At 73.1% G+C, this 13,659-nt stretch carries 7 protein-coding genes; 1 reads left to right on the forward strand and 6 read right to left on the reverse strand.

Features of this window, described 5'->3' with window-relative positions:
• Positions 1 to 676: 676 nt before the first annotated feature.
• Genes treZ through glgX form a run of 3 tightly spaced genes read right to left on the reverse strand, consistent with a single transcriptional unit; the run spans position 677 to position 6,863 of the window.
• Positions 677 to 2,410 carry a malto-oligosyltrehalose trehalohydrolase gene (gene treZ / locus ACTMTB_RS22515; protein WP_441148236.1) on the reverse strand — a complete coding sequence of 578 codons (1,734 nt, stop codon included), beginning with the start codon at positions 2,408 to 2,410 and terminating at the stop codon, positions 677 to 679.
• On the reverse strand, positions 2,407 to 4,743 hold the full coding sequence (gene treY / locus ACTMTB_RS22520) for a malto-oligosyltrehalose synthase (RefSeq protein ID WP_441148237.1): 2,337 nt from the start codon (positions 4,741 to 4,743) through the stop codon (positions 2,407 to 2,409). The genes treZ and treY overlap by 4 nt, the downstream gene beginning before the upstream one ends.
• Before the next feature lie 2 nt (positions 4,744 to 4,745).
• A complete protein-coding gene (glgX, locus tag ACTMTB_RS22525; RefSeq protein WP_441148238.1) occupies positions 4,746 to 6,863 on the reverse strand; it encodes a glycogen debranching protein GlgX in 2,118 nt (705 codons plus the stop codon).
• A gap of 315 nt (positions 6,864 to 7,178) precedes the next feature.
• On the opposite strand from glgX, the gene ACTMTB_RS22530 reads away from it, so the two are divergent.
• Positions 7,179 to 8,585 carry a glycosyltransferase family 4 protein gene (locus ACTMTB_RS22530; protein ID WP_441148239.1) on the forward strand — a complete coding sequence of 469 codons (1,407 nt, stop codon included), beginning with the start codon at positions 7,179 to 7,181 and terminating at the stop codon, positions 8,583 to 8,585.
• Positions 8,586 to 8,717: 132 nt separating this feature from the next.
• On the opposite strand, the gene ACTMTB_RS22535 is transcribed toward ACTMTB_RS22530, so the two are convergent.
• From ACTMTB_RS22535 to ACTMTB_RS22545, 3 genes are all read right to left on the reverse strand, one after another.
• Positions 8,718 to 10,001, reverse strand: a complete 1,284-nt coding sequence (locus ACTMTB_RS22535; protein WP_441148240.1) for a citrate synthase — start codon at positions 9,999 to 10,001, stop codon at positions 8,718 to 8,720.
• A gap of 185 nt (positions 10,002 to 10,186) precedes the next feature.
• Positions 10,187 to 12,244 (reverse strand): sulfatase-like hydrolase/transferase, encoded by a 2,058-nt coding sequence (locus ACTMTB_RS22540; protein ID WP_441148241.1) that lies wholly within the window; start codon positions 12,242 to 12,244, stop codon positions 10,187 to 10,189.
• The gene (locus tag ACTMTB_RS22545) at positions 12,237 to 13,649 is read right to left on the reverse strand and encodes a class I SAM-dependent methyltransferase (RefSeq protein WP_441148242.1); all 1,413 of its coding nucleotides are present in this window, start codon (positions 13,647 to 13,649) and stop codon (positions 12,237 to 12,239) included. Before ACTMTB_RS22545 ends, ACTMTB_RS22540 begins: the two co-directional genes overlap by 8 nt.
• Between the last annotated feature and the right edge of the window lie 10 nt (positions 13,650 to 13,659).

Genomic DNA, 13,659 nt, shown 5'->3' on the forward strand with positions numbered 1-13,659 from the left:
CGGTGGGACCACGCCGTTCGGAACAGCGGATCTCCTCGTCGGGCAGTCGTAGACCGTCCAGCCTCCCCGGACGGGGACAAGGTGGAGCGCCCTACCGGACGAACGACCTTGTCGCCCTGGCCCTGGTCTGCTCGGCTTGCCTGGATCGGTGGCTGGCGGGGTGGCATGCCACCCCCACCACCCAAGGACCCGGAACTGTTCGGCAACTCCATGCCAGACGACGGACGGGGGAGGGACGGAGGTTGAAGCGGGCACCTTCACCCTTCCTTCCCACACCTCGGACCCGTGATCGGCCCGGCGCATTCCGTTCGGCAACTCGCCCGACGGACCGCAGACCGCTCCTCGCGGTGAGACGTCACGAGGTGGGAAGAGACGGAAGGGAGAGGCTATCGTCCTGGCCCCGGTCAACTCCGGGGACTCGTTACCGGGTCCCCTGCTGACCCAGGGGGTGACGCGCGGGGCGGGGCGTGGGTTTCGGGCCGGCTGACTTTCCGCCCCGGCGCCATAGGCGGCCGGGGCGGCGGCTCCGCAGGAGCCGGTTACCGTCCCGCCCCGCGCCGCGCGGAGCGCCTTGATCTAAGTACAGGTCAATTCGGCAACAGACCATAGAACTCGTCGTCAATCACAGTTGGCGTTCTCCCCAACCGGGTCCGCGCACGCTCCGAGGCCGCCGACCTCAGAGCGCCACGATCGCCGCCGTCTCCGCCGGCAGCTCGATCCCGTCCCGCATCACCGTGACCCCGGTCCCGGTGGCCAGCAGCACGGTGCGTACCACCCCCGGCAGGTTGATCCGCTGCGCCTTCCCGGCGAGGTTCGCCACCACCAGATGCTCGCCCCGGCGCATCAGCAGGAAGCGGTCGCCGTGGCGTACCTCGACGCGGTCCAGGCGGGGGTCGGACAGGTCGGGACGGCTCTTGCGCAGCGCGATCAGCCGGCGGTGGAACTCGTACATCTCCCGGTGCTCGGGCTTGTCCAGCTCGGCCCAGTCCAGCCGGGAGCGCAGGAAGGTCTGCGGGTCCTGCGGGTCGGGCACGTCCCCCGGCGGCCAGCCGTGCGCGGCGAACTCGCGCCGGCGGCCGGTGGCCACGGCGGTGGCCAGCTCCGGCTCGGGGTGACTGGTGAAGAACTGCCAGGGGGTGCTGGCCGCCCACTCCTCCCCCATGAACAGCATCGGGGTGAACGGCGCGGTCATCAGCAGCACCGCGCCGACCCGCAGCAGCGCCGGGGAGAGGCTGGCGGAGATCCGGTCGCCGGTGGCCCGGTTGCCGATCTGGTCGTGGTTCTGCAGGTACGCCACGAAGCGGTGCCCCGGGGTCCGCTGCCGGTCCACCGGCCGCCCGTGGCTGCGGTTGCGGAAGCTGGACCAGGTGCCGGCGTGGAAGAACGCGCCGCTCAGCACGTCGGTCAGGCACTCCAGCGAGCCGAAGTCGCCGTAGTAGCCCTGCCGCTCCCCGGTGAGCAGGGTGTGCAGGGCGTGGTGGGCGTCGTCGTTCCACTGGGCGTGCAGGCCGAAGCCGCCGGCCTCGCGCGGCGTGATCAGCTTCGGGTCGTTGAGGTCGGACTCGGCGATCAGCGACAGCGGCCGGCCCAGGTGGGTCGAGAGCGCCTCCACCTCGGTGGCCACCTGCTCCAGGAAGTGGGTGGCCCGGGAGTCGGGCATGGCGTGCACGGCGTCCAGCCGCAGCCCGTCGACGTGGTAGTCACGCAGCCACATCAGCACGCTGTCGACGATGTAGCGGCGCACCCCGTCGGAGTGCGGGCCGTCCAGGTTGACGGTGCGGCCCCAGGTGTTGCTCTGCTCGGTGAGGTACGGCGCGAACATCGGCGCGTAGGCCCCGGAGGGCCCGAAATGGTTGTAGACGACGTCGAGGATCACCCCCAGCCCCTTGGCGTGGGCGGCGTCGACCAGCCGTTTCAGCCCGTCCGGGCCGCCGTAGGGCTGGTGCGGGGCGTACCAGCAGACCCCGTCGTAGCCCCAGTTGTACTCGCCGTTGAAGGCGTTGACCGGCAGCAGCTCGATCATGTCGACGCCGAGGTCGACCAGGTGGTCCAGGCGACCGATCGCCGCGTCGAAGGTGCCCTCGGGGGTGAAGGTGCCGACGTGCAGCTCGTACAGGACGCTGCCCGGTAGCTGCCGGCCGGTCCAGTCCTGGTCGGTCCAGCGGAAGGCGGTGTGGTCGTAGAGCCGGCTGGGCCCGTGCACGCCGGCGGGCTGCCAGGCCGACCGGGGGTCGGGCAGGGCCCGCTCGTCGTCGTCGAGCAGGAACGCGTAGTCGGTGCCCGGCCCGGCGTCGGGGACCTCGAGGCGCCACCAGCCGTCGGGGCCGGAGCGCATGTGGTGGTCGGCCACGCCGGGCAGGCGCAGCCGGACCCGTGCGGCCTCGGGAGCCCACACCGTGAACTCGGTCATGCGGCAGCCTCCACGGAGTCGGTGGGAGCCAGCAGGGCGACGGGATAGGTGCTCAGCAGATCATCCAGGAGCAGCTCAGACCCACTGTAGACCCGACCGGTGAACACGTCCGTAACACTGTTGCCGGAAATCGAGAGGGTGGTCCCCCGCCAGCCGCCCGAGCGGGCCAGCCCCAGCGCGAGGCGGGTGGCCACCGCGACCGCGCCGCCCCGGTCGAAGGCGACCGCGTGCGCGCCCGCCGGCCCGGCTGCGGCGACCGGCCGGTAGCTGGTGAACAGCTCCGGGTGGTCGCGGCGCAGGCGCAGGGTCCGGGAGACCACCAGCAGCTTCGCCGCGCCGTCGGCGGCGACCGCCGGCCGCCGGCCACCGTCGAGCCGGGCCAGCAGCTCCCGGCGTACGGCGAAGTCGACCGGGCGGCGGTTGTCCGGGTCGACCAGGCTGTTCTCCCACAGCTCGGTGCCCTGGTACGTGTCCGGCACGCCGGGCATGGCGAGCTGCACCAGCTTCTGCCCGAGGGAGTTGGACCAGCCGGCCGGGGTGATCTCGTCGGCGCAGGCGGTGATCTCGGCGTGCAGCGCCGGATCGTCGTACATCCGGTCGACCAGGGCGTGCAGGTCGCGCTCGAAGGCCAGGTCGGGGTCGGCCCAGCTGGTGGAGACCGACGCCTCCCGCGCGGCCTTCTCCACGTACGCGTGCAGCCGCTCGCGCTCGACGGGCCAGGCGCCGACGGCGGTCTGCCAGAGCAGGTGGGCGAAGGCCGGGTCGGACAGCGGCGCGCGGGCCATCCAGTCCTGCACCCGCTCGGCCCACCGCCCGGGCAGTTCCGACAGGACGGCGAGCCGGGCCCGGACGTCCTCGCCGCGCTTGGTGTCGTGGGTGGAGAGCGTGGTCATGCCGGCCGGCCAGCGGACCTGCCGGGCGGCGGCGGCGCGGTGGAACTCCGCCGGCGGCACGCCGAAGTGCGCCGGTGAGCCGCCGACCTCGTTGAGCGCGACGAACCGGCTCCACCGGTAGTAGGCGGTGTCCTCCACCCCCTTGGCCATCACCGCGCCGGACAGCTGCGGGAACCGCTTCGCCAGCTCGTGCTCCGGGTCGCGCAGGTGGGCGGTGACCGCGTCCAAGGTGGCGGTCAGGTCGGGGCGGCGGCGTCCCGCCTCCGCGCGGGCCACGGCCAGGTGCCGGGCGCCCACGGGCGGGTAGCCGCGGTAGACCGGGAAGCAGGCGGCCAGCTCGGCGAGGGCTTCCCGGGTGGCCTGCGGGTCCAAGTCCGGGGCGAGGGCGGCCAGCCGGGTCAGCTCGGCGGCGAGCAGCCGGGTGGCGGCGGCCAGCTTGGTCGCGTGGGTCAGGTCCTGCCAGGAGGTGTGCCGGCCGTTCAGCCGGGCGTCCAGGGCGGTGAAGTCGCCCTCGGCGCGCGGGTCGACGAAGAGCCCGCAGACCGCCGGGAGGGCGTCGTAGCCGGTGGTCCCGTCTACGGGCCAGTCGGGCAGCTCCTCGCCGTACTCCAGGATCTTCTCCACCACCAGCCAGGCGTCGGGGGCGGCGGCGCGCAGCCGGGCCAGGTAGCCGGCGGGGTCGCGCAGGCCGTCGGGGTGGTCGACCCGGATGCCGTCCAGCTCCCCGGCCGCCGCCCACCGCAGCACCTCCGCGTGGGTGGCGTCGAAGACCGCCGGGTCCTCCACCCGCAGCCCGGCCAGGTCCGAGACGGCGAAGAACCGACGGTACGTCAGCTCGCTGTCCCCACGCCGCCAGGAGACCAGCTCGTAGTGCTGCCGGTCGTGCACCTCGCGCGGCCCGCCCTCGCCGGTGCCGTCGGCGATCGGGAAGCGGTGCTCGTGGTAGCGCAGTTCCCCGTCGACGAGCTTGAGGTCGTCGAGGGCGTCGGGGGTGTCGGCGAGCACCGGCAGCAGCAGCCGGCCCCGGTCCCAGTCGATGTCGAACCAGTCCGCGTAGGCCGAGGACCGGCCCCGGCGCAGCACGTCCCACCAGGCCGGGTTGGCCGCCGGCTGGGCCACCCCGGCGTGGTTGGGCACGATGTCGACGACCAGGCCGAGCCCGGCCGCGCGCAGCGCCCGGACCAGCCGCCGCCGGCCGGCCTCGCCGCCGAGTTCCGGGTTGACCGCCCGGTGGTCGACCACGTCGTAGCCGTGCGCGGAGCCGGGGGTGGCGGTCAGCAGGGGTGCGCTGTAGAGGTGGGTGACGCCGAGGTCGGCGAGGTAGCCGGCCAGGCCGGCGGTGGCGTCGAGGTCGAAGCCGGGCCGCACCTGGACGCGGTAGGTCGACCCCACCCGCGTCGTCGGTGCCGCCGTCGGATCGGGTCGAGGGGTGTCGGGCATGGTCAGACCGTCCTCTCCAGGACCACCAGGGAGCGGTCCGGCACGCAGATCGCGCCGCCCGCCTCGACCATCGTGGTCTTCTCCGGTTCCGGTTCCGCGGTGCTGATCACCAACTCCCACCGCTGCCCGAACTCCTCCCCCGGCAGCGTGAAGTCCAGCGGGGCGTCGTGGGCGTTGAAGCAGAGCAGGAAGGAGCTGTCCTGGTGGCGCTGGCCGTACTGGCCGCGCTCGCGGATGCCGTCGCCGTTGACGAAGAGCGCCACCGAGCGGCCGAAGTCGTTGCCCCAGTCCTCGCCGGTCATCTCCCGGCCGTCCGGGGTGTACCAGGCCAGGTCGGGCAGGCCCGAGCCGGCGGCGCGGCCGCCGACCGGCAGGCCGGTGAAGAACCGGCGGCGGCGGAACACCTGGTGCCGGGCCCGGAAGTCGGTGAGCCGCTGCACGAAGGACAGCAGCTCGTCGTCGGCGTGCTCCCAGTCGATCCAGGCGAGTTCGCTGTCCTGGCAGTAGGCGTTGTTGTTGCCGCGCTGGGTGCGGCCCAGCTCGTCGCCGTGGCCGATCATCGGCACGCCCTGGGAGAGGACCAGGGTGGCGAGGAAGTTGCGCCGCTGCCGGGCGCGCAGGGCCAGCACCGCCGGGTCGTCGGTCTCGCCCTCGACGCCGCAGTTCCAGGACCGGTTGTGGCTCTCGCCGTCGCGGTTCTCCTCGCCGTTGGCCTCGTTGTGCTTGTCGTTGTAGGAGACCAGGTCGTTGAGGGTGAACCCGTCGTGGCAGGTGACGAAGTTGATGCTGTGGAAGGGGCGCCGCCCGTCGTCCTGGTAGAGGTCGGCGGAGCCGGAGATGCGGGAGGCGAACTCGGCGAGGGTGGCCGGCTCGCCGCGCCAGAAGTCCCGCACGGTGTCCCGGTACTTGCCGTTCCACTCGGTCCACTGCGGCGGGAAGTTGCCGACCTGGTAGCCGCCGGGGCCGACGTCCCACGGCTCGGCGATCAGCTTGACCTGGCTGACCACCGGGTCCTGCTGGACCACCTCGAAGAAGGTGGAGAGGCGGTCGACCTCGTAGAACTCGCGGGCCAGGGTGGCGGCGAGGTCGAAGCGGAAGCCGTCGACGTGCATCTCGGTCACCCAGTAGCGCAGCGAGTCCATGATCAGCTGGAGCGAGTGCGGGCTGCGCACGTTGAGGCTGTTGCCGGTGCCGGTGTAGTCCACGAAGTACCGGCGGTCCTCTTCCGAGAGCCGGTAGTAGCTGGCGTTGTCGACGCCCTTGAAGCTCAGCGTCGGGCCGAGGTGGTTGCCCTCGGCGGTGTGGTTGTAGACCACGTCGAGGATGACCTCGATGCCGGCGGCGTGCAGCGCCTTGACCATGCCCCGGAACTCCTGGACCTGCTGGCCGAGCCGGCCGAGCGCAGAGTATCCGTGGTGCGGGGCGAAGAAGCCGATGGTGTTGTAGCCCCAGTAGTTGCGCAGCCGCAGGTCGACGAGGCGGTGGTCGTGCACGAACTCGTGCACCGGCATCAGCTCGACGGCGGTGATGCCGAGCCGCTTGAAGTAGTCGATCATGACGGGCGAGGCGATCGCCGCGTACGTGCCGCGCAGCTCGTCCGGGATGCCGGGGTGGCGCATGGTCAGCCCGCGCACGTGCGCCTCGTAGATCACCGAGTGGTGGTACGGGGTGCGCGGCGGCCGGTCGTTGCCCCAGTCGAAGTACGGGTTCACCACCACCGACTTGGGCATGAACGGCGCCGAGTCGGTGGTCGACATCCGGTCCGGGTCACCCAGTTCGTAGTCGTAGACCGCCGGGTCCCAGGAGACATCCCCGTCGACCGCCTTGGCGTACGGGTCGAGCAGCAGCTTGTGCGGGTTGCAGCGCGCCCCGTTGGCCGGGTCGTACGGGCCGTGCACCCGGTAGCCGTACCGCTGGCCCGGCTCCACCCCGGGGAGGTACGCGTGCCAGACGTACGCGTCCACCTCGCGCAGCTCCACCCGCCGCTCCGCGCCGGTGTCCCACTCGTCGAAGAGGCAGAGCTCGATCTTCTCGGCGACCTCGGAGAAGATCGCGAAGTTGGTGCCCATCCCGTCGTAGGTCGCCCCGAGGGGGTAACGCTCGCCCGGCCAGACCTGCATGTCGCTCCTTCGGCCCATGATCATGAGCGCACCGGGCGGGCCACGGGGTGCGCACGCCGCTAATGCCCCACGCCGGCACCGGCCAATCCACCCGTTCGGCGGGCACCCGATATCCACCCACCTGATGCCGAGACAGACCTTTGGGTGTCCTCCGTCACGATAGGCCTTTTCGAGATGCGCGGGACCGCGTCATGCCCTTTGCTTGATGTGGACGCGCCCGCGCGGGCGCCTTCGCTCGGCCCTCGGCCACCCCACCACCTTCTTTCCGCCGCCACCGTTGCCGGCGCGACCCTTCGTGCATGGACGGAGATTGATGTGACCACCCCGCGGGTCGGCGAGCAGCCCGTGACCGCACCGGACCGGACCTGCCGGCCCTCCCCCACCTACCGCCCGCAGATCCCGCCGCAGGGCACCGGCGCCGGGGTGGCCCCGCGCACCCGCCGCATCCTGATGCTCTCCTGGGAGTACCCGCCGGTGCTGGTCGGTGGGCTGGGCCGGCACGTGCACGCGCTGTCGGTGGCCCTGGCCGCCGCCGGGCACGAGGTCACCGTCGTCACCCGGCACGCCGAGGGCGCGCCCCTGGAGGAGTACGCCGACGGCGTGCGGATCGTCCGCGCCGCCGAGGACCCGGTGACCTTCCCGCTGGCCACCGGCTCCCTGCTGGCCTGGACCATGGCCTTCAACCACACCCTGACCCGGGCCGCGCTGCGCGCCACCGAGTCCGGCTCGTACGACGTGATCCACGCCCACGACTGGCTCGTCGCGCACACCGCGATGACCCTGCGCGAGCACCTGGACGTCCCGCTGGTCAGCACCATCCACGCCACCGAGGCCGGGCGCCACCAGGGCTGGTTGCCGGAGGAGATGAACCGCACCATCCACGGCGTCGAGCACTGGCTGGCCAGCGAGTCCGGCCGCGTGATCGTCTGCTCGGGATACATGCGCGACGAGGTGGGCGCGCTGTTCGGGGTGCCCACCGGCCGGGTGGACGTGGTGCCCAACGGCGTCGAGCCGCACCGCTGGCGGGTGTCGGTGGCCGCGGTCGCCTCGGCCCGCGCCCGGTTCGCCGGGGACGGCCCGCTGGTCACCTTCGCCGGCCGGCTGGTCTACGAGAAGGGCGTGCAGCACCTGCTCGCCGGGCTGCCCCGGCTGCGCGAGCGGCACCCCGGGCTGCGCGCGGTGATCGTCGGCGACGGCCCGTACCGGGCCGCGCTGGAGGCCGAGGTGCACCGGCTCGGGCTGGCCGGCACGGTGAGCATGCCGGGCTTCCTCGGCGGCACCGACCTGCCGGCCGTGATGGCCGCCTCGGACTGCTTCGCGGTGCCGAGCATCTACGAGCCGTTCGGCATGGTGGCCCTGGAGGGCGCCGCGGCCGGCGCGCCCCTCGCGGTCGCCCGTACCGGCGGGCTCGCCGAGATCGTCGAGCCGGGCGTCACCGGGATGACCTTCGCCCCGCAGGATCCGGACGGGCTCACCGAGGCCGTCGACGCCCTGCTCTCCGACCGCGAGCGGGCCCAGTTGCTCGCCCGCCGGGCCCGCGCCATGGTGCACGAGCAGTACGGCTGGTCGGCGATCGCGCACCGGACCGCGACCGCGTACGCCACCGCGATCGCCGGCGACGCGTCGTTCACCACCGAGCGCGCCCAGCTGCGGATGACGCTGGGTCGGGTGTCCGCGCCGACCCCGGAGGGGAACCTGCTGGTCGCCGCCGGCCTGCGCTGAGCCGTACCCGGACCGGGCCGTCGACCCCGCGCGGGGCCGGCGGCCCTCGTCGTGCCCCGGCCGCCGCGGTCCCCGAGCACGGCGAAGGCCGCCGACCCGCAGGGGGTCGGCGGCCTTCGTGGTACGGGTTGCTCAGCGCTCGGCGATCGCGGTGTAGTCCCGCTCCGGGGAGCCGGTGTAGATCTGCCGCGGCCGGCCGATCTTGGTCTCCGGGTCGTTGATCATCTCGCGCCACTGGGCGATCCAGCCGGGCAGCCGGCCCAGCGCGAAGAGCACCGTGAACATCTTGGTCGGGAAGCCCATGGCCTTGTAGATCAGGCCGGTGTAGAAGTCCACGTTCGGGTAGAGCTTGCGGGTGACGAAGAAATCGTCGGCGAGGGCGATCTCCTCCAGCTGCATCGCGATGTCCAGCATCGGGTCCGGCTTGGCCATCCGGCCGAGCACGTCCTGGGCGGCCTTCTTCACGATGGCGGCGCGCGGGTCGTAGTTCTTGTAGACCCGGTGGCCGAAGCCCATCAGCTTCACGCCGTCCTGCTTGTCCTTGACCTTGCGGACGAAGGAGCGGACGTCACCGCCCTCGGCGTTGATCTTCTCCAGCATCTCCAGCACGGCCTGGTTGGCGCCGCCGTGCAGCGGGCCGAACAGGGCGTTGACGCCGGCCGAGACCGAGGCGAAGAGGTTGGCGTTGCTGGAGCCGACCAGCCGCACCGTGGAGGTCGAGCAGTTCTGCTCGTGGTCGGCATGCAGCACGAAGAGCATGTCCAGCACGCGGGCCACCACCGGGTCGACCTCGTACGGCTCCGCCGGCACGCCGAAGGTCATCCGCAGGAAGTTCTCCACGTAGCCCAGCGAGTTGTCCGGGTACAGCAGCGGCTGGCCGATGGACTTCTTGTAGGCGTACGAGGCGATGGTGGGGACCTTCGCCATCAGCCGGATCGTGGACATCTCCACGTGCTCGGAGTCGAACGGGTCCAGGCTGTCCTGGTAGAAGGTCGAGATCGCGCTGACGGCCGAGGAGAGCACGGCCATCGGGTGCGCGTCGCGCGGGAAGCCGTCGAAGAACCGGCGCATCTCCTCGTGCAGCAGCGAGTGCCGCCGGATCCGGTCGCTGAACTCGGTGAGCTGCTGCTGGGTGGGCAGCTCACCGTAGATCAGCAGGTAGGAGACCTCCAGGAAGGAGGACTTCTCGGCCAGCTGCTCGATCGGGTACCCGCGGTAGCGCAGGATGCCGGCGTCGCCGTCGATGTAGGTGATCGCGGACGAACAGGACGCGGTGTTGACGAAACCGGGATCGTAGGTGGTCATCCCGGTTTCCTTCAGCAGCTTGCTCACCCCGATGCCCGCGGGGCCTTCGACCGCGGCCTGCACCGGCATCGAAAGCTGCCCACCGGGGTGATCGAGCTTGACTTCCGTCATGTGGTTCCTCGCTTCGCCGGCGAATCTTCGTTGAATTGCCTTCGCTTTTACCGTAATCACGGTCCCCGGGGTACCGCCGCCCGTGGTTCGGTGGTGAGGTATGCGTCACCCGATTCCCGGCCTTACGGCTGGGAAACCCTGGTGAGCGCGGGCGAGCCCGACGATGACGGACGCCGGGGACGAAGCTACGACAGGGTGAGCCGGCGCAGGTCGCCGTCGGCACCGACCCGGTAGAGGTCGAGCCGGTTGGCCCCGGCGCGGTAGAGGTGGTCGTCGGGGAGCAGGGCGGCGAAGCGGCGGCCCCCCTTGTCCCGCGGCACCACCGGCACGACCGCGCCGACGCGGCCGTTGACCGCCACCGCGAGCAGCGTGCCGTCGGGCACCTGCCGGGGCACGGTCCCCCAGACCAGCGCCGGCAGCTCGCCGGCGGCCGGGTCGACGCGCTCGAACGCCGCCCGGTTCGCCACGGTGGCCGTCCCGCCGGTCGGCCGGTCGCCGACCTGGGTGCCGAGCAGCGGGTGCGGCGCCGGGTCCGGCGGCCGGGTGGGCACCCCGCCGCGCAGGGTCAGCGGCTGGCCCGGCCGGTCGTAGAAGTGCTTCTCGGCGCTCTGGCGCGGGGCCTGGCGGGCGGAGCGCCCGTCGACCCGCCAGGGGATCCGGACGTGCGCCTCGTCGGCGATGGTGGGCAGCAGGTCGACGTGCTCCCAGTTGCGGTCGTCGACCCGGCCGGCCCGCTGCCCGGGGGTGCGGACGAACATCGGCACCCAGGCCACCTCGCCGGCCGCGTGGTCGATCGCGTCCAGCCCCCGACCCTGCCAGTCCCGGGTGAAGCTCACCCCGTGGTCGGCGGTGAGCAGGATCAGCGCCTTGTCCCAGAGGCCGGAGGCGCGCAGCGTGCGCAGGGTCTCGCCGACCAGCCGGTCGGTGTAGCGCAGCTGGGCCAGATGCCGGGCCCGGGCCAGCTCGACCCAGCCGGTGCCGTCGTTGGGCAGATCCTCGGGTGCGGCGTAGCGCGCCCCGGAGGGCAGGAACGTCCAGGGTGCGTGGGGCATCAGCAGGTGCAGGAAGTGCAGCGTGGGCCGGGACGACGGGCGCAGGCCGGCCAGGAAGCTGGTGAACCGGGCCGGCTGGTTGTCGTCCAGGCTGTCGAAGCGGAACCTCGGGTCGGCCGGGACCGGCTCGGCGGCGTTCACGCCGGCCTCGGCGCGGGTCCGCTCCCGGTACGACTCCTCCGGGTCGATCCGGCTGTCCACCGGCGCGGCGACCTGCCGCAGCAGCTTGCCGCTCTCCCGGACCAGCACGCCGAGCCCCTGCTCCGGGTCGGTCGGCTGGTCACAGCGACTGGGCGGGCAGAGCCGGGTGATGCTCTCCTGGGCGCGGACGTCGTACAGGCCGCCGAGGGCGGTGAACAGGTTGTCCGGGTACTGCGAGTAGTGCGGGGGGAGCGGCTGCGCCGGGTAGCGGCCGGTGAGCATCGCCGGCAGCGCGTACGGCGTCCAGCCGCTGACCCCGGTGGCGTTTCGGTACCAGGTCGACCCGGCCGCCAGCTCGGCGAAGTGCGGGTAGGCCGCGGCGTCGATCCGGCCGTCCGGGCCGAGCAGGGAGACCAGCGGCAGCTCGTCGAGGACGATCATGACGACCGGCGGGTGCTCCCCCGGCCCGGCCACCCCTGCCGCGCCGCCGTGCGCCCGGGGCAGCACGACCGCCGAGGCGGGCGAGGCGAAGAGGAAGAGCGCGACGAAGACCGGCGGCCCGATCGCGGCGACCCGCAGCACCCGCCCCAACCCGCCCCACCGGGCGTACGCCGCCGCTGCGGCGCCGCCGAGCAGCACGGCGGCCAGCAGCAGCGGTACGCCCCGCAGCGGCGTGCCGTGCCGGCCCACCTGCACCGCGAGCGCGGCCAGCAGCAGCCCGACGATCGCGAGGTGCGCGCCCCGCCGGACCCGCCCGCCGGCCAGCCCGGTGGCCAGCCCGAGCAGGGCGACGGCGAGCGTGGGCAGCACCGCGATCAGCGCCACCAGCAGCAGCACGTCGCGCGGGGCGGCGCGGTGGAACAGGAAGAAGTCGGGGCTGCGCCCGAGCACGTCGAGCAGGGGCTGGGTGACCACCAGGCCGAGCAGGGCCGCCACCTCCAGCAGCCGGCCCAGCTCGGCACGCCACCGGCCAACGGTGGCCGGGGTTGACGCGGGTGGCGGCCCGGGGTCACGCCGGTCGGCCGGCGGCGCGAGGACCGGGTCAGCCACCCACCACCGCCTGGTAGAGCGTGCGGGTGCCGCAGGGCAGTTCCCGCTGCCGCTCGACCCGACAGCGCGCCGCCAGCAGCCGCTCGAACTCGTCACGCCGGTAGTCGGGGAAGATCCCGTCCGGCTTGTTGGCCAGCAGCCGGCGGGCCATCGGGTCCTCGGGGTGGACGAACTCGACCACCAGCCGGCCGCCGGGCCGGGCGTACGCGACGAGCTGGTCGAGCACCTCGGGCAGCGGCACGTTGCCGCCGATGGCCAGGTGGTGCGCGACGGCCAGGGCGAGCACCACGTCGGCCCGGGCCCGGTCGCCGAAGCTGGCCCGCTCCACACCCCGCCAGCCGCCCCCGGGCGAAGGGTCGGCCAGGTCCATCACCAGCGGCAGGATCCGGTGTTCGCCCTCGGCGCGCAGGGCCCGGTAGAGGGTGTCCACCACGGCCGGGTCCTGCTCGACGGCGACCACCTGCGCGGCGTGCCGGGCGGCGATCCGGGCGTACCGGCCGTCGTTGGCGCCGAGGTCGAGCACCAGCCCGGCCGGGGCGGCGGCCACCGCCGCCTCGACGAAGCCCTCCTTCTCCTCCCGGTCCCGCACGGTGTAGCTACAGGTGCGCTGGTAGTCGACCCAGTGGCTGCCCTCGTCGCGCCGGTCCAAGCGGCGGATCAGCCGGTCGATGCCGCGTACGGTGGCCAGGGCCAGGTCGCGGGAGTAGCCGGCGGCCTTCAGTTGGGCCCGGACGTCGGTGGTGCTGGCCCGGGCGTTGCGGCCCTGCATGGCGCCGTGCAGGTGCACGTGGGTCGGCACGCCGGGCAGCAGCCGGCGGGCGCCCCGGAACAGGCGGCGCATCTGGTCCGGCTCGATGCCGTCGACGCGGGCCCGCAACCAGGGCTGGAAGTCCAGGCCGAGGTGGGCCTGGAGCAGCAGCGGGTAGAGCAGGGTCTGGCAGAACTGCCGGTAGCCGGCCCACGGCTCGGCCTCGGCGAGCGGCGCGAAGGAGCCCACGTCGATGAAGACCGGGCTGGCGCCGCGCCACTGCAGGTTGTAGGCCGACCCGTCCTTGGTGGTGAAGCCGGCGGACAGCGCCCGGCGCAGGATCTCCAGGTGCAGCAGCGCCGCGTCGCGCAGCATCGCGAACGACCACTCGTACGGGTGGGAGACGAACGGGATCCGCTCGTGCCGCAGCACCGCCGTCCAGCCCGGCAACCGGGTCGCGTCGACCGGCTCGGTGCCGCAGATCTTGCCCTCGGCGAGCAGCTCGGCGAAGAAGGCGCTGCCGGAGAGCGCCCGCCAGTCACGGGCGCCGTCGGGGCCGAGCCCGCGCAGCACCTCGTCGCCGGCGTGGAAGACCCGGTTGGCCGGGTCGCGGAAGGAGCCGGGCTCGACCCGGATCCCGGTGTCGGGGACCGCCATCGGGGGTGGA

It is taken from the genome of Micromonospora sp. L32, assembly GCF_052068055.1.
Taxonomy (GTDB): Bacteria; Actinomycetota; Actinomycetes; order Mycobacteriales; family Micromonosporaceae; genus Micromonospora; species Micromonospora purpureochromogenes.